The organism is Actinomadura formosensis NBRC 14204, from assembly GCF_001552155.1.
GTDB lineage: Bacteria > Actinomycetota > Actinomycetes > Streptosporangiales > Streptosporangiaceae > Spirillospora > Spirillospora formosensis.
In genome coordinates this window covers 1-16737 of sequence record NZ_BCQQ01000041.1, presented here as the reverse complement: position 1 = coordinate 16737, position 16737 = coordinate 1, and the positions used below count along the sequence as shown (strand labels likewise).

Annotated in this window: 11 protein-coding genes and 1 pseudogene; 10 read left to right on the top strand and 2 right to left on the bottom strand. The window is 73.2% G+C overall.

Going from position 1 to position 16737, the window contains the following annotated elements; translation table 11 throughout:
* Positions 1-5 precede the first annotated feature (5 nt).
* From AF1_RS36810 to AF1_RS36325, 9 genes and pseudogenes are all read left to right on the top strand, one after another.
* Positions 6-872 (top strand): SDR family NAD(P)-dependent oxidoreductase, encoded by an 867-nt coding sequence (locus tag AF1_RS36810; RefSeq protein ID WP_067797594.1) that lies wholly within the window; start codon positions 6-8, stop codon positions 870-872.
* Positions 873-883: 11 nt separating this feature from the next.
* Positions 884-1732, top strand: a complete 849-nt coding sequence (locus tag AF1_RS13490) for an EI24 domain-containing protein (protein ID WP_242608609.1) — start codon at positions 884-886, stop codon at positions 1730-1732.
* A 75-nt stretch (positions 1733-1807) separates the two neighbouring features.
* Positions 1808-3031, top strand: a complete 1224-nt coding sequence (locus AF1_RS13485; RefSeq protein ID WP_067797591.1) for a flagellar basal body-associated FliL family protein — start codon at positions 1808-1810, stop codon at positions 3029-3031.
* 54 nt (positions 3032-3085) lie between these two features.
* Positions 3086-5212 carry an acyl-CoA dehydrogenase gene (locus tag AF1_RS13480; protein WP_067797588.1) on the top strand — a complete coding sequence of 709 codons (2127 nt, stop codon included), beginning with the start codon at positions 3086-3088 and terminating at the stop codon, positions 5210-5212.
* 13 nt (positions 5213-5225) lie between these two features.
* The gene (locus AF1_RS13475; protein ID WP_067797673.1) at positions 5226-6926 is read left to right on the top strand and encodes a hypothetical protein; all 1701 of its coding nucleotides are present in this window, start codon (positions 5226-5228) and stop codon (positions 6924-6926) included.
* Positions 6926-7057 (top strand): hypothetical protein, encoded by a 132-nt coding sequence (locus AF1_RS36330; protein WP_255218801.1) that lies wholly within the window; start codon positions 6926-6928, stop codon positions 7055-7057. Before AF1_RS13475 ends, AF1_RS36330 begins: the two co-directional genes overlap by 1 nt.
* A gap of 13 nt (positions 7058-7070) precedes the next feature.
* Entirely contained in the window at positions 7071-7904 is an 834-nt protein-coding gene (locus tag AF1_RS13470; protein WP_067797585.1) for a glycosyltransferase, read from the top strand.
* Positions 7901-9091 (top strand): glycosyltransferase family 4 protein, encoded by a 1191-nt coding sequence (locus AF1_RS13465; RefSeq protein WP_084262856.1) that lies wholly within the window; start codon positions 7901-7903, stop codon positions 9089-9091. Before AF1_RS13470 ends, AF1_RS13465 begins: the two co-directional genes overlap by 4 nt.
* Positions 9092-9126: 35 nt before the next feature.
* A pseudogene (locus AF1_RS36325) lies at positions 9127-12288 on the top strand (alpha-(1->3)-arabinofuranosyltransferase domain-containing protein); the annotation flags it as partial.
* Between the two features lie 1114 nt (positions 12289-13402).
* Here the strand turns inward: AF1_RS36325 and AF1_RS36320 are convergent.
* Both AF1_RS36320 and AF1_RS13455 read right to left on the bottom strand, forming a co-directional pair.
* On the bottom strand, positions 13403-14644 hold the full coding sequence (locus AF1_RS36320) for an acyltransferase family protein (protein ID WP_067797582.1): 1242 nt from the start codon (positions 14642-14644) through the stop codon (positions 13403-13405).
* The gene (locus tag AF1_RS13455) at positions 14641-15414 is read right to left on the bottom strand and encodes a class I SAM-dependent methyltransferase (protein ID WP_242608608.1); all 774 of its coding nucleotides are present in this window, start codon (positions 15412-15414) and stop codon (positions 14641-14643) included. The genes AF1_RS36320 and AF1_RS13455 overlap by 4 nt, the downstream gene beginning before the upstream one ends.
* A 244-nt stretch (positions 15415-15658) precedes the next feature.
* Here AF1_RS13455 and AF1_RS13450 point away from each other — a divergent pair.
* A partial coding sequence (locus AF1_RS13450; RefSeq protein WP_067797579.1) for a DUF3068 domain-containing protein occupies positions 15659-16737 on the top strand: 1079 nt, incomplete at its 3' end.

Sequence of the window (16737 nt, the reverse complement as noted above, 5' to 3'; positions counted from 1 at the left end):
GAGGGATGGGGAAGATCGCGATTGTCACCGGGGGGACGTCCGGGATCGGCAAGGAGATCGCGCGGGGGCTGGCGCGGGCGGGGTTCCTGGTGGGGATCGTCTGCCGGAACGAGATGCGGGGCGCCGCCACCGTCGAGGAACTCACGCGGGACGTGCCCGGCGCGCGGGTCGAGACGTTCATCGGGGACCTGTCGGTGCTGATGGACGTCCGCCGGGTCGCGGCCTCGCTGGAGGAGCGGTTCGACCAGCTGGACGTGCTCGTCGACAACGCGGGCGTGCATCTGCTGCGGGCCAAGGTCAGCGCGGACGGCTATGACCGCATGATCGCGACGAACCATCTGGGGCCGTTCCTGCTGACGAACCTGCTGCTGGGGCTGCTGGAGAAGGGCGCGCCGTCGCGGGTGGTGGTCGTGGCGTCCGAGGCGCACCGGCAGGCGGACCGGTTCGAGGTGGAACGGCTGGCCGAGCCGGGGTCCTACGGCCCGGCGGGGTCGCTGCGCGTGTACGGGCGGTCCAAGCTGCTCAACATTCTGTTCGCGCAGGAACTGGCGAGGCGGATGGAGGGCAGCGGGGTCACGGTCAACGCGATGTGCCCGGGCGCCGTCGCGACGGGGTTGTTCAGGGACGTGCCGGGGAGCGGACGGGCCGCGGCGCTGCTGGCCCGCACCCCGGTGCTGCGGACGCCGGCGCAAGGGGCGCGCATGGCGCTGCGGCTTGCCCTGGACGAGGAGTTCGAGGGACGAAGCGGCGGCTTCTACAGTTCGACGCCGGGCGCCGGGCTGCTGCCGACGGCGGGGGCGCTGAAGAATCCCGAGCTACAGCGGGCGGTTTGGGACTGTTCCGCCCGCCTTGTGGGGCTGCCTGCCCTATAGGGTCTGGGCGCGTGAACCCACAGCACATCCCGCCCGGTACGGGGAACCCGCCGCAGCCGCCCCCGAAACCCTCCGCGCTCAAGGACCTGTTCGGCGGCGCCGGCTATCTGATGCGCGGCATCGGCTGGATGGCGCGGCATCCGGCCCAGTGGCTGTTCGGGCTGATCCCGGCGCTGGTCGTGCTGGCCGGGTACACGGCGGCGCTGATCTTCCTCGCGTTCCAGCTCGACGACCTGGCCGGGTGGGTGACGGGGTTCGCCGACGGCTGGCCGGACGCGGCCCGGACGTCCGCGCGGGTCGTCGCGGGTCTCGCGCTCTACGGGTCCGCGCTGTTCCTGGCCGTGATCACGTTCACCGCGGTGACGCTGCTGGTCGGGGACCCGTTCTACGAGGCGATCGCGGTCCGGGTGGAGGAGTCGCAGGGGGGTGCGCCGGCGGAGCCGGACGTCCCGCTGCTCGTCCAGATCGGGCGGGCGGTCAAGGACACGCTGATCGTCGGAGCCGTCGCGCTGGTGTTCGCGGTCGTGTTCTTCGCGTGCGGGTTCCTGCCCGTGGTGGGGCAGACGGTCGTCCCGGTGATCGCGGCGCTGGTGTCGGGCTACTTCCTCGCGGGCGAGCTGACCTCGATCGCGCTGGAGCGGCGCGGGATCCTGCGCAGGGAGCGGTTCACGCGGCTGAAGGCCGACCGGCCGCTCGTCGTCGGGTTCGGCGCCGCGACTTTTGTGGTGTTCCTCATTCCGCTGGGCGCGGTGCTCGCCATGCCGGGTGCGGTGGCGGGAGCCACGCTCCTGGCCAGAGAACGCCTGGCAGACGACCCATTGGTGGCGCATGGTGACGATGGTGCGGCAAAGCGTCATTGAGGTGTGAGAAAGATGTGTCCTGAGCGTGATTGTGGGTCGGATTCCCACTCCTGATCTTCGCGTAACGTGTGCCGCATGTCCGATCAGGGGGAGCGCGGTGTGCGCTGGACCGAGATGAGCGAGAGCGAGCCGTGGGACGAGCCCCGGCAGGAATCCGGCGCAGAGAGCGCGACCGGACCGCAGGCGGCCTTCCGCGAGCCCCAGGCGCCGGAGGGCTTCATGCCCGCGGACCCCGATGCGGACGAGGGGCCGCGCGGTGCGCGGGGCGAGGCGGCGGAGCCCGCGGGGCGCGACTCCGACGACGTCAAGGTCGCGCCCGTCCCGGAGGAGGAGGCACCTCAGTGGGAGGGGTCGCTCTTCGAGGAGGGGCCGGGCGACCAGGACTCGGGTGACCAGGACAACTACGTGCCGGCCGTCCCGACCGGGGCGGGGCAGCCCGCCAAGCCGGGCAAGCCGAGCAGCGGCAACTGGCAGATGCCGGAGTGGATGGCGGACGAGGCGTCCGCCGACGCCAAGCTCGGCGGGTCGCCGAGGCCGTCGCGGGACATGCTGGACGAGGGCGGCGGCCGGTCCGGGCTCGTGCTGTTCGGCGGGATCGGGCTGCTGGTGGCCGCGCTGATCGCGGCCGGTGCCGTCTACCTGCTGAAGGGCGGCGACGAGCCCGCGGAGCCGGTCGGCAACGCCGACAAGCGGGCCGCGGCGGAGCAGTCGGAGGCGGCGCAGGCGGACCTGCCGCCGGACAAGCCGCTCGCGAAGTTCGCCGGGAAGCCGAGCAAGGTGCTCGGACGGGTGAACGACGCGCACTCCGGGCTGTCATATCCGCGGCTGGCGGCTCCCTGGCAGGTGCCGACGAAGAAGAACAGGCTCGGCACGCCGGGATGGTCCGGGCAGCAGATCCTGGTGACGGAGCGGCACGCCGGGCAGCTCTGGTACGGCCAGTTGCTCACCGGGACGCTGCACCCGGGCATGATGAGCGCCTACCAGGGGCCGAAGAGCGTGAAGAACGTCGCGGGCCTGGTCGCGCAGGGATATGAGGCCCAGTACTACGCGTTCCCGCACAAGACGGCGCCGCTGGCGTCGCAGGAGCTGCGCGTGGACGGGCACGAGGGCTGGGTGATCGCCTCGTACCTGACTTACCAGCGCAGCGGCGTGCGGGCCACGGGCGAGGTCGTCGCGACCGCCGTGATCGACACCGGCCGCAAGACGCCGGCGGTGGTGTTCGCGTCGATGCCGAACACGCACAAGCAGCGGCTGCCGGATGTGAACGAGTTTCTCGGCGGGCTGAAGGTCGCCCCCTGACAGACCGAACGACGTTCTAATAGGGTGTGGCCACGTCCGAGGAGAGGGGTGGCCATGGCGATCGGGCTGACCGAGGAGCACGAGGCGCTGGCGGCGTCGGTACGCGGGTTCGCGGAGCGGAACATCGCGCCGCGGGTCGCACGTGCGGCGGACGCCGGTTTCTGGCCCGCGCTCGCCGCCCAGGGACTGCCCGGCCTGCACCTGCCCGAGGACGCGGGCGGGCAGGGCTTCGGGCTTTTGGAGCAGGCCGTCGCGCTGGAGGAACTCGGCCGGGTGCTCGCCCCCGGCCCGTACACGCCGACCGTCCTGGCGTCCGCGGTCCTGCACGCGTGCGGGGCCGAGGTGACCGGCCTGGCCGACGGTTCGCGGACCGCGGCGGTGGCGCTGTCGGGCAGCCTGGAGGTGGACGGCTCGGCGGTCTCCGGCACGCTTCGACCTGTGCTGGGCGCCCCGCTGGCCGATCTGTTCGTGCTCCCGGCCGGTGACCGCTGGGTCGTCCTTGACCGGGATGACGTCACCGTGGGGCCGCTGGAGTCGCTCGACATCACGCGTCCGGTGGGATCGGTCACCGTCGAGGGCGTGACCGTCGACCGCTTCCTGAGCGGAGCGGACGCGCAGGCCCTCGCCACCGTCCTGCTCGGTGCCGAGGCATGTGGTGTCGCGGGACGTGCCCTGGACGACGCCGTGGCCTATGCCAAGCTGCGGGAGCAGTTCGGACGCCCGATCGGCCAGTTCCAAGGCGTCAAGCACAAGTGCGCCCGGATGCTCATCGCCGTCGAGCGCGCCAGGGCCGCCGTATGGGACGCGGCGCGCGCGCTGGCCGAACCAGAAGAACAGCGTGCCTACGCGGTGGGAGTCGCCGCGGTACTGGCAGCGGACGCCGCGGTCGCCTGCGCTGAGGGCAACATCCAGATCCATGGGGGAATCGGCTACACCTATGAGCACGATGCCCACCTCATCTACCGGCGGGCGCTGACGCTCCGGGCGCTTCTAGGGCGAGCCGGCAAGCACCTGGCCGACGTCGCCGCGCTGGCGGTGCGCGGCGTCCGGCGGCCGATGAGCGTCGAACTGGCCGAAGACGCCGCGCCGATCCGCGCGGAGATCCGCGCCCGCGTCGCCGAACTGGCCGCGATGGAGCCCCTCGACCAGCGGGCGGCGATGGCGGAGGGCGGCTGGGTGACGCCGCACCTGCCGAAGCCGTGGGGACGCGGCGCCGGGCCGCTGGAGCAGCTCGTCATCCAGCAGGAACTGGCGGCGGCGAAGGTGCGCCCGGTGCCGCTGATGATCGCCGGATGGGTCGTCCCGTCGCTGGTCCAGTACGGGACGCCGGAGCAGCGGGAGCGGTTCCTGCCGCCGACGCTGCGCGGCGAGATCATCTGGTGCCAGCTGTTCTCCGAGCCGGGCGCGGGCTCCGACCTCGCCGGGCTGCGGACGCGCGCCGAACGCGCCGAGGGCGGTTGGACGCTCACCGGGCAGAAGATCTGGACGTCCCTCGCCCGCGAGGCCCAGTGGGGCATCTGCATCGCCCGCACCGACCCCGACCGGCCCAAACACGACGGGATCAGCTACTTCCTCGTGGACATGGCCGCGCCCGGCATCGAGATCCGCCCGCTGCGCGAATGCACCGGTGACGCCGTCTTCAACGAGGTGTTCCTGGACGGGGTGTTCGTCCCGGACGACCTCGTCGTCGGCCCCGTGGGCGCCGGCTGGCGCGTCGCCCGCACCACGCTCGCCAACGAGCGCGTCGGCCTGACCAGCACCTTCCAGCTCGGCGGCGACCTGCCCAAGCTGCTCGACCTCGCCGCCGCACTGGGCCTGGACGGCGACCCGGTCGTCCGCGACGGACTCGGGCGCCTCGCCTGCGACGAGCACTCGTTCAACCTCCTCGGCCTCCGCGCCACGCTCAAGCAGCTCTCCGGCACGGACCCGGGCGCCACCGCCAACGTCCGGAAACTGGTGGCGATGGAGCACGGCCAGCAGGTCACCGAGTTCGGGTTCACGCTCCTCGGCGAGGACGGCGCGCTGACCGGCGGCCGGCGGGACGACCTGCGCGCCCGCTGGACCCGCTACCTCCTGGCGTCCCGCGCCATGACCATCGGCGGAGGCACCACGGAGGTCAACCTCAATGTGATCGGTGAGCGCATCCTCGGGCTGCCGCGCGACCCAGAGCCGGTGGGGTAGCGTCCAGGCTCACATGGGGGAGCGGACGCGGCACCTGGTGGCCGCACTGACCGGGCTGGGGCTCGGGCTTGCGGCACTCGGGCCGGGGCTCGCGCCCGGGTTCGTCCTGTCGTACGACATGGTGTTCGTGCCGGACCCCGCGTTCACGTCCATGACGTTCGGGCTGACGGGGGTCGTCCCCCGGCACGTCCCGAGCGACGCGTTCGTCACCGCCCTCGCCGCCGCCGTCCCGGCGGACATCGTGCAGAAGCTCGTCCTTCTGGCGATATTCGTCATGGCGTGCACATCGGCGGCGTCCCTGGTGCCGTCCCGCCGCCTCCTGCCCCGCCTCGCCGCCGGCGTCTGCTACGCCTGGAACCCCTTCGTCGCCGAACGGCTCCTTCTGGGCCAATGGGCGCTCCTCCTCGGCTACGCGGCCCTGCCCTGGGTCGTGGCTGCCGCCGCTCGCACGGACGAACCCGGCGGCACCCGCCGCCTGACCCGGACCCTCCTCCCCGCCGCCATCGGCGGCTTCGCGGCCTTGACGGTCACCGCCATAGCGGCCCTGACGGTCGCCCTGGTGAGCGGCCGTCCCCGCGGTGGCCTTCGCGTTGCCGGGGTCGTGGGGGCGTTGAGCCTCCCCTGGCTGGTGCCGGGGGTGTCGCGGGCGGGCGGGGTGCCCGGGGAGGGGACGGCCGTCGGGCTGTTCGCGGCTCGGGCGGATACACCGTTCGGGGCGGCGGGGAGCCTGCTTCTGCTCGGCGGGGTGTGGAACGGGGAGACGGTGCCCAGCGGATATGGGGCGCCGGTCACCGCGGCCATCTGGCTGATCGTCGTGGTGGGTGCGCTCGTTGCCTATGGGAAGTGGGGGCGGGGGCTCCCCTGGTGGCGGGGCGCGGCGGTCGCCGGGATCGCCGGGTTCGCGATCGCGGGCCTGGGGGCGGTGGCCGCTCCCGTCCTCGAAGGGGCCATCGGCCTGTGGGGCGGGTTCGCCGTGGTGCGGGACGGGCAGCAGTATGTGGCGCCGCTGGCCGTCGTGGTCGCCGCCGGGCTCGGCTTGGCCGCCGACCGGGCCGCCGAGGCGCGGTGGCCGGGCGTGGCCGCGGGAGCGATGGCCGCGCCGGTGCTCCTGCTGCCGACGCTGGCCTGGGGGGCGGCGGGTGAACTGCGGGCCGTCCGCTACCCGGACGACTGGGCGCGCGCGCGGCAGATCATCAACGGTGACCCTGAGCAGGGTGACGTGCTGGTTCTGCCGTGGGCCTCGTACCGGAGCTACCCGTGGAACCACGGGCGGCGGGTGCTCGATCCGCTGCCGCGCTATCTGCATCGGCGCGTCATCGTGGACGACGCGGTCACGGTGGGGGAGACGACCGTCCCGCCCGAGGATCCGAGGTCCGTCAGGCTCGCGCCGGCCGCGAAGACCGGGGCACCGCCGGCCGCGATGCTCCGTGCCGAGGGCATCCGGTATGTCGTGGTCGACGCGGATACCGGTTCGATTCGGCCGGAGGGCGAGGTGGCGGAGATGCTGAGAGGACCCGACCTCGTCGTCTACCGGATCGGCGGAGCCGCGTCCGCCGCCGGGGACGGCGTGCCGGTGGCGCCCGTGGTGGTCGGGTGGGGCATTGCGAGCCTGCTCGTTTTCTGGTCAATCCCGGCCCCAGGTACTACTCTGAGCCTTTCATTACTCGGCAGTATCAAACCCCGCCGCCCCGATGACCGACGAAGGACCCCCTGATGCGCATCGCCATCGCCGCACTGGTCGGCGCCCTGCTGGCCACCGGAGCGTCGTTCGGCGCGGTCCAGCTCGCGAACGCCTCCCAGAAGGACCCCGTCATCAAGCCGCTGTACAACTACGGCTCCCGGTGACGTGTAGGCCCTGATGGGGACCTGGCATGACGGCACCGCCCTCCTGGAGATCATCGTTCCCGCCCACAACGAGGCCGACCGGCTTCCGGCGGGACTGCATCTGCTGTGTGCGAAGCTGGCCGGCCTCCCGCTGCGGGCGGAGATCATCGTCGTCGACAACGCCAGCACCGACGGGACGGCCGGCATCGTCCGCTCCTGGGGCGGTCCGGTGCCGGTGCGGCTGGTGCACTGCGAACGCAGGGGCAAGGGGGCGGCGGTCCGGGCCGGACTGCTGGAGACGCGCGCCCCGTATGTCGGATTCATGGACGCCGATATGGCAACGGACCTTGCCGCGCTGGACGAAGCCATCGCCCTGCTGAGCGAGGGCCGCCCGGTCGTGGTCGGGTCAAGGCGCCACCGCCGGTCGGTGGTCCAGGGGTACGCGCTGCCGGTCAGGCGGCTCGGGGCCATCACGTTCAACCGGATCGTCCGCGACCTCGTAGGCGGCATCCAGGACACCCAGTGCGGATTCAAGTTCTTCGACGGGCCGCTCGGACGGGCCGCCGCCGGGGAACTGCGCACCGCCGGTTTCTCGTTCGACGTCGAGCTTCTGGCCCACTGCGTACGGCGAGGGGCGTCCGTGACGGCCATCCCGGTGGTCTGGCGCGACCGTCCGGGCTCGACGTTCTCCGTGACGCGTCATTCATTGGAATGCATGCTGGACCTCGCTCGGATCCGCGCGCGCGCCGGTTTCCGCGTGCCGGCGACGCCGATCACCCCCGTCGTGCCCGTCCGGACGATGCTGCGTGAGCCGCGCCCGGTGCCCGTCGCTCTCCCGGAGCGGGCGCCGAGCGCCAAGTCGGGATGAGCGCGGATCTGCGGCTGGCGGTAGTCAACTGGCGGGATCCCTGGCATCCCGCCGCCGGAGGTGCCGAACGCTACGCCTGGGAGCTGGCGCGCAGGTTCGCTGGTGAGGGGGCCCGCGTCCACTACGTGACGTGCAGGGCCCCCGGGCAGAAGCGCAGGGAACGGGTCGAGGACGTGGAATTCGTCCGTCTCGGTGGCCGGTTCACCGTCTACCCGTTGGTGCTGCTGTGGATGCTGGGGCGCCGCCTGCGGTTCGATGCCGTCATCGACTGCCAGAACGGCATCCCGTTCTTCACGCCTTGGGTGCTGCCCCGGCGAGTACCGGTGTTCTGCGTCGTCCACCATGTGCACGACGCCCAGTTCGACTTGTACTTTCCCAGGTGGCTGGCTTGGGTCGGGCAAGTCCTGGAGGGGCCGGTGAGCCGCTGGACGTATCGGCGGCACGCGTTCGTGGTCGTCTCGCCGTCCACGTTGCGCGCCGTCAGGGAACGGCTGGGGTGGACGGGGCCCGCCCATGTCGTTCACAACGGATCGTCCGTCGCCGAACCCGATGGCGTGGTCGCGGAGCCTCGCGGAGACCCCGACCTGGTGTGCGTGACCCGTCTCGTCCCGCACAAGCGTCTCCACCTGCTCCTCGACCTCGCGCAGAGCCTCACCGCGACCCGCCCTGGGCTCAAGCTCCACATCATCGGGGACGGGCCGGAGGCGCCCGCGCTGAAAACCGCGATCGGCGCGCGGGGCCTGGACGGCGTCGTCATCGCGCACGGCTATGTCCCCGAAAACGTCAAGGCCGCGCTGGTCGCCCGCGCCGACCTGCATCTCAGCACGTCGCAGGGGGAGGGGTGGGGCCTCAGCGTGATCGAGGCCGCCGCGCTCGGCGTCCCGACCGTCGCCCACGACGTGGACGGCCTGCGCGACGCCGTCCGCGACGGGACCACCGGATGGCTCGTCCATGAGGGCGATGACCAGGCCGGCGTGGTCGAACGCGCCCTCAAGGAGCTGGCCGACCGCACGGTGCGCGATCGGTTCGCCACGGAATGTCAGAGGTGGGCGGCAGGCTTCGACTGGGCGCGCACCGCAGGCCGGATGCGCGGCCTCGTGACCGCCGCCGTCCGGGGCGCGGGCGCCGGGAACACCGGCGTCCGGGCCCCCGGCGGACGCGGGTACGGTGACGAGCACCCAGGCTGACGCCGGGGGAGCACAGAGAGGGGCAGAGGGCGAGCATGGCCGTGGGAGAGGCGGATCCGCCCCGCGCCGGCGCGTCCCGTCCGCCCGTCCAGGGGCCGGACGGCCCGGACGCCGCCGAGCGGCTGCGGGAGAGGCTGCGCGTCCTCGCGGGCTGCCTGGCGCTGACCGCGCTCGCGTTCGGCACCCGGCCCGGCGCCATCCTCGCCGACACCAAGATCGACATGGCGGTGAACCCGCTCGGGTTCCTCGGCCGCGCCCTCCACCTGTGGGACCCCGAGCAGTTCGGCCAGCTGCAGAACCAGGCCGTCGGCTACCTGTTCCCGATGGGCCCGTTCTTCGCGCTCGGCGACGTCCTCGGGATGCCCGCCTGGATCACCCAGCGGTTCTGGCTGGCGCTGCTGATGTGCCTGGCGTGCACCGGCATGTGGCGGCTGGCCGGGCGGCTCGGCATCGGCGGCCCGGGCCCGCGGCTGTTCGCCGCGATGGCGTACGCGCTCGCCCCGAACGGGCTGGCCACGCTCGGGCAGATCTCCGCGGAGTACCTGCCGGTCGCGATGCTGCCGTGGATCGTGCTGCCGCTGGTCGCCGCGGCGTCCGGGGAGGGCGGACGGCTGCGGGCCGCGGCCCGGTCGGGGCTCGCGATCGCCTGCTGCGGCGGCATCAACGCGACCGCCACCGCCGCCGTCCTCGTCGTCCCGCTGCTGTACATCGTGACGAGGCCGCGCGGGTCGTTCCGCGCCCGGATGCTCGCGTGGTGGTCGGCGGGCGCGGGCGCGGCGACGGCCTGGTGGCTGGTCCCGCTGCTGCTCACCGGCACGTACGGGTTCTCCTGGCTGACCTACACCGAGAAGGCCGACACGACGACCGGGCCGACCGGCCTGATCAACGTGCTGCGCGGCGCCGAGCGCTGGGTCAACTACCTGATCGTGGACGGGCAGGTCTGGTGGCCGGTCGGGCACGGCCTCTCGCTCAGCCCCGTCCCGATCATCTGCACCGGTGTCGTCGCGGCCCTCGGCCTCGCCGGGCTGCTGAGCCGGCTGCTGCCGGAACGGACGTTCCTGCTGCTCACGCTGCTGGCCGGGGTGACGATCCTGTCGATGGGCCATATCAGCGACATCCCGGGCCCGTTCGCGGCCCAGCTCCGCGACCTGCTGGACGGCCCGCTCGCGCCGCTGCGCAACCTGCACAAGTTCGACGCGGTCGTCCGGCTGCCGCTCGCGCTCGGCCTCGCCCACGTGCTCGTCGCCGCCGCCCGGCACGCCCAGGACGCCCGGGTGCGCGGGCTGGGCGACGGAGCCGGGCCGGCGTTCAAGCTCACCCCGAGGGCGCTGCTCAGCCTGCCGGTCGCCGCCGCCGTCGCGCTCGGCGGCATCGGGCTCACCGCCGTCTCGCACGGCCTCACCGGGCCCGGCGACTTCACGCAGGTGCCGAAGTACTGGCGGGACGCGGCGTCCTGGCTCAACGCCCGCGCGGGCCGGCAGGGCGTGCTCGCCATTCCGGGGGCGCCGTTCGGCGAGTACCTGTGGGGCCGTCCGATGGACGACATCGTCCAGCCGCTGCTGGTGGCGCGGTGGGGGGTCCGGCAGCTCGTCCCGGCCGGGTCGCCCGGCTACACGCGGGCGCTGGACGCGATCGACCAGCAGGTGCGCTCCGGGCAGGGATCGCCGGGGCTGGGCGGCTTCCTCGGCCGGATGGGCGTCCGGTACGTCCTGGTCCGCAATGACCTGCGGCGGGAGACGCTGCGCGGCGCCTGGCCCGCCCGCCTCCACCAGGCCATGGACGCCTCACCCGGCCTGCGCAGGGTCGCATCGTTCGGCGGGCCCGTCGGCGGCGACAACGACGACGCCGTGTCGGCGGTCGACCAGAAGTACCCGCCACTGGAGGTCTACGAGGTCGAGGGCGCCGCCGACGTCGTGAACCTCGCCGGCGCGTCGAACCCCGTCCGCGTGTACGGGGGGCCGGAGTCGCTGCTCGCCATGGCCGACGACAAGGCGCTGCCGGACGGTCCCGTCCTGCTCGACGACGACGCCGCCGACCTCAAGGGCACCCCGGTCGTGACCGACTCGCCCCGGCTGCTGCGCCGCAACTTCGGTGAGCTGCACCAGACGTCGCCGACGATGTCCGCCGCCCACCGGGGCGAGGCCACCGACGTCCTGGACAAGGGCTGGAAGCGGTACACCACGCACGTGACCTACGGCGGCGGGGTCCGGGACGTCACGGCGTCCGCGTCGGCGGCCGGTGACGACGCGATCCCGCAGGCCCGCGAACCGGAGGCGGTCCCGTGGGCCGCGCTCGACGGCGACCGGCTGACCGCGTGGCAGACGGGCGGCTGGAGCGGGCCGGTCGGGCAGTGGCTCCGCGTCGACTTCGACCGGGCCCGCGACGTCCGGAACCTGACCGCCACGTTCGCGCCGGACCCCGCCCTCGGGCCGCCGGTGTCGCGTGTCGCCGTCGAGACCGAGAACGGGAGGGTGGAGCAGGACGTCCGGCAGAGCGCGAACCCGCAGGCGCTGCGGGCACCGGACGGGCCGGCGCGCTGGCTGCGGCTGCGCATCACCGGGCTCTCCGCCGAGCCGGTCGTTCCCGCGTTCGCGCGCGCGGCGATCGCGGAGGTGTCCATCGGCGGCGTGAAACCGGCACGCACCTACACGATGCCCGCGCCGCCGGGAATCGGCGGGCCGGCCACGTACGTGATGAGCCGGGCGCCGGGCGCGGCGGACGAATGCATGAAGGGCAGCCGGCGGTGGGTGTGCTCGCCGTCCCTCGGCTCCGGCGACGAGGAGGGTACGGGCTTCGACCGGACGTTCACCTCGGCGGTGACCGGCAAGGCGCCCGTCACCGGGACGGCCGTCCTCACCGACCGGCGGCTCATCGACCGGTACACCGCCGCCCGCCGCCAGCCGCTCGTCGCCGCCAGCTCCACGCTGTCCGGCCACCCGGCGGACCAGCCCAGATCCGGCTTCGACGGCGACCCGGCGACGTCCTGGATCGCGGCGGAGAAGGACGAGGCGCCCGCGTACACCGTCCGCTGGAAGGGCCGCAAGCGGGTGTCCACGGTGACGGTCACGCGTCCGCCCGGCGCGTCCGGCCCGATCCGGCTGCGCGTCCGGGGCGGGAACGGCCGGACCCGCGAGGGGCTGACGGACGGCGAGGGCAGGCTGTCGTTCGCCCTGATGACGACCGACCGGCTGACGATCACCTTCCTCCGGGACGGCCGGCCCCAGCCGGTGCAGCTCGCCGAGCTGACCGTCCCCGGCGTGAAACCGTTCCCGGACGTGCGGGCGTACCCGCTGGAACTGCCGTGCGGCTTCGGGCCGAAGCTCCGGGTCGCGGCGTCCGCGAACCCGTCCGGCGGTGACCTGACCGGCACCGGTCAGGCAGATGCCGTGCGGACAGGGAGCGGGCAGGGCGGGACGATCCAGACCAAGGTGACCGGCACCCTCGGCGACCTGCTCGCCGGTCGCCCCCTGCGGTTCGCCGCCTGCAAGCAGGCCGTGCTCACCGAGGGGCAGAACCACCTGACCTCCGTCCCGCTCGACGCCTACCGGATCGACACGGTGACGGTCGGGACCAAGCTCGGGGCGGACGCCACCGGACGGCCGCCGCCGCGGCAGGTCAGGGTCATCGACTGGGGGTCCGGCTCCCGCAGGCTGGAGGTGGACGCCGCCACCGCCTCATTCCTCACCGTGAACGAGAACTTCAACACCGGGTGGCGCGCGACCGCCGGCGGCACCGTTCTGCGGCCCGTCCGGCTGGACGGATGGAAGCAGGGCTGGCTCGTCCCCGCGGGCACGAGCGGCGCCGTCGAGCTGACCTACACGCCCGACCGGGCCCAGCGGATCGCCGTCGTCACCGGCCTCCTCCTGCTCCTCGTCCTGCTGCTCGCCGCGCTCTGGCCGGCCCGGTCCGGCGGGCGGCGCCCGGCCCCGCGCGCGCTGACCGCCGGGACGGGCTGGCCGGCGTGGGCGGCCATCGGGCTCGCCGCCGCGCTCGGCGGCTGGATCGCCGGCCTTCCCGGCGTCGCCGTCACGCTCGCCGTCGCGGCCCTGTGCGGCTGGGCGCGCACCCGCCGCTCCGCCGTCCCGCGCGCGCTCGCCTCCCCGTGGCCGGCGGCGATCGCGCTGCTCGCCGGTACCGGCTGCCTCGCCGCCGCGATGTGGCTCGACCTGCTCGACAACCCCGCCGAACCGTCCGGCCCGCTCGGCGACATCGCGCCCCAACTGCTCGGGCTCGTCGCCGTCGGGCGCATCGCCGTCGAACTGTGGCGGCCGAAACCGCCCGGCGGCGGCGAGTCCGGCGGGCGGATCCCGCTCAGCTGGACGGCGCCCGGGCAGGGGCCGGCCGGGACCGGTCCCGGCGCCGGGTCAGCCGCCCCACCGGCCACTCCACCAGGTAGTGGGTCAGGGTCCCCGCTGCGATGGACGCCGCGGCCATCAGCGGCAGATCCGTCGCCACGTCCCCCTGGAAACCCCGGCCCGTCGCGTCGTACCAGGAGACGATGATCAGCAACTGCCACAGGAACACGCCGTAGGAGATCCGGCCGAGGAACCGCATCACCCGGTTGCCGAGGATCGCGCCGAGCGCGGGCTGCCCGGCCGGGGCGAGCGCGACCGGCGCGACCAGCGCCGCCGCGCACAGGCCGAATACGACGAGGTGCAGGGCGGACGTCCAGAACGCGTCCGGCGTCTGCAGGCTGAGCGGGCCCGCGGCGGGTGTCGCCGCGACGACGTACAGCGCCGCCGCCGCGACCCAGCACGCCGCCCACGAGTCCGACACGGCCCGGCACAGCGCCGCCACCGGGCGCCGCTCGTCCAGCCGCGCCCACACCGTCACGACCGCGAGCGCCATCCCGATCGCGAACCAGACGAAGTACCGCGGAAGCCACAGCCCCAGATGGGAGTGCCGGTCCGGGACGAACATGGTGGCCGTCCAGAGGAACGACAGTGACGCGTACACGCCGATGCCGGTCAGCAGCCGTTTGGCGCGGACACCGGCGTCGTGGGTCTGCGCCCGGCGCGCGTACCAGGCGAGGACGGCCGCGGTGAACGGCAGCGTGACGTACCAGGAGACCTCCACCACGAGGCTCCAGAACTGCCCGAGTTCCGCGGGCCCCAGGGGGCCGTTCCACCACGGGTCGGGCAGATAGGTCTGGGTGAGCGTGAGCAGGGAGACCCACGTGACGGGGTCGCCGATGTGGTCTCGCCCCGCCGTGGCCATGTAGACGACGATCACGGCCCAGTAGGCGGGCACGATGCGGAACGCCCTCTTGCGCAGGTATTCGACGGTGCGCGGGGCGGGTCGCCCGTCCAGGACGGTCGCGGCCCACGGACGGTAGAGCAGCAGCCCCGACAGCGTGAAGAAGATGGGCACGCCCACCTGGCCGCCGTTGAACAGCCATCGCGGGCCGTCCGGGTTGACGATGGACCCGGCCGCGCTGGCGACGTGGAAGACGAGGACGGCGAGCGCGGCCACCGCCCGCAGGCCGTCGATCGTGTCCTGATGGCCGGAGATCGGTGGCGGTGCCGGCCGGGCGGTCCGCGTGGCGGGCCTCACGAGCCGTTCTTCCGCAGGACGAGAACGAGGTTCCAGGTGGCGATCTCCCGTAGGCCCGGAACGCGGACGATGCCCTCCGCCCAGCGCGGATGGTAGCGGGGCAAAGCGTCCAGGACCTGCACGTCCTTGTGCCCTCTGGCCCATGCCAGCGCCGACGACACCGAGACGGGGTGCAGGTTGTGGCCGTACCGGTTCTTCGGCGGGCGTCCGTTCCGGCGCTCGTAGAGCCGGGCGGCCCGGTCACCGCCGAGGTAGTGCCACGGCGAGGTCTCGTGGCCGCCCCACGGGGACAGCCAGTTGGTGAACGACAGGAAGACCGTCCCGCCGGGTCTCGTCACGCGGACCATCTCGTCGGCCATCCGCCACGGGTCGGGCACGTGCTCCAGCACGTTGGACGAGAAGCACACGTCCGCGGACCCCGTCCGGAACGGAAGGGCGAGCGCGCTTGCGACAAGCCGGTTCGGTTCACGGACGTTGTGCGCCGTCAACTCACCGAGGTCGTGGTCGATGCCGGTGCAGCGCGCCCCGGCCGCGGTCAGCGCGCGCGCAAAGAACCCGAACCCCGTCCCCACGTCGATGACGGCCGCGCCCCGCAGGCCGGTGTACGAGCCGAGCAGCGCGACGGTGTCACGGGCCATCAGGCTGTAGAAGTACTCCGGCTCGCTCCGCTCGCGCCGGAACGCGGCCAGCAGCCGCACCGACCGCGCCAGCGTCGCACAGTGCCGGGGGACGGGAGACAGCCCGTCCTGACCGCGTGCAGCCGAGGCCAAGGGCCACCTCACTGTGTCGGGACGCCGGGGTAACGGGGAGCTTACCGGCCGGTACGCGCGCACGGGGGGAGGCATTCGGCCGGGCGGCCGGACACGGCCGGTGTCCGGAGCGCCTTCCACGGCGCTCACCGCGGGATCGCTAGTCTTATTGGACGGTCGGTTTCACGGGTACTGTAGGGTAACCCGGACATGCCGGACCCGGCCCCTCGGCCGTTGAGTGCGACGGCAGCCCCCGGAGGTGTTCATGCGGCGACCGGTCGGCCTGGTCCTGATCGGCCTGGGTGCCTTCTTCCTGACACTCGCGCCGCTGGTCCGCTTCTACGTGGCCGACCAGGTGGTCGTCGCACCGCTGAACCGCTACCAGGTGACCCTGCTGGAATCGAAGGACTCCACCTACTTCGACCAGGCCGACCTGAAGTTCAAGACCGGCGTGACCCTGCTCGCCAAGAACACCGTCCGCGGTGACGTCCGCGCCAACGAGGGCAACGACGACATCGCGGTCTGGGACTCCACGACCAACATCTACGACGAGGCCAAGCCGGACAAGCCCGTCCAGATCCAGGGCTACCGCATCGCGTTCGACCGGCGGACGAGCGCGCTGGTCAACTGCTGCGGTGCCAACGTGGACGGTGACAACAGCGTCCGGATGTCCGGGTACGGGCTGCTGTTCCCGCTCGCGAACGTGCGGAAGCGCGACTATCCGTTCTTCGACATGACGACCAAGCAGGCGGCGCCGATGCAGTTCAACGCCGTCGAGAAGGTCCAGGGGCTCACCGCGTACCGGTTCACCCAGACGATCCCGTTGACCAAGACGGCCGCGCTCGACACCAAGCTGCCCCCGCGGATGCTGGGCCTGCCCGACGACGCCGGCAACCAGAAGGTGGACCGCTACACCGAGGCGTACAACACCGTCTGGGTGGACCCGCGCACCGGCATCCCGGTCAAGCACCGCCAGAACATCCGCAGCACCGTCCGGACACCGGACGGCAAGGGCAGCATGATCGTCGCCCAGGCCGACCTCATCACCGTCGACAAGGACCAGAAGAGCCTGGTCGAACTGGCCGACGGCAACGCCCTGAAGATCGACCTGGTGCGCGGCTACATCCCGGCCGGCTCGATCCTCTTCGGGCTGATCCTGCTGTTCGTCGGAGGCTTCCTCGGGCTCGCCCGCCGGGACCCTCCGCCGATCGAGGCGCCGCGCCGCCCGGACGGCAAGTTCGGCGACATGGCCCCGCCCGATCCGCCGAACCCCCCGGCGCCGCCCGCCCCGGCCGCCCCGTTCGGCCCGGCGGCCCCGGCCGCTCCGCCGGCCTCGCCGCCCTC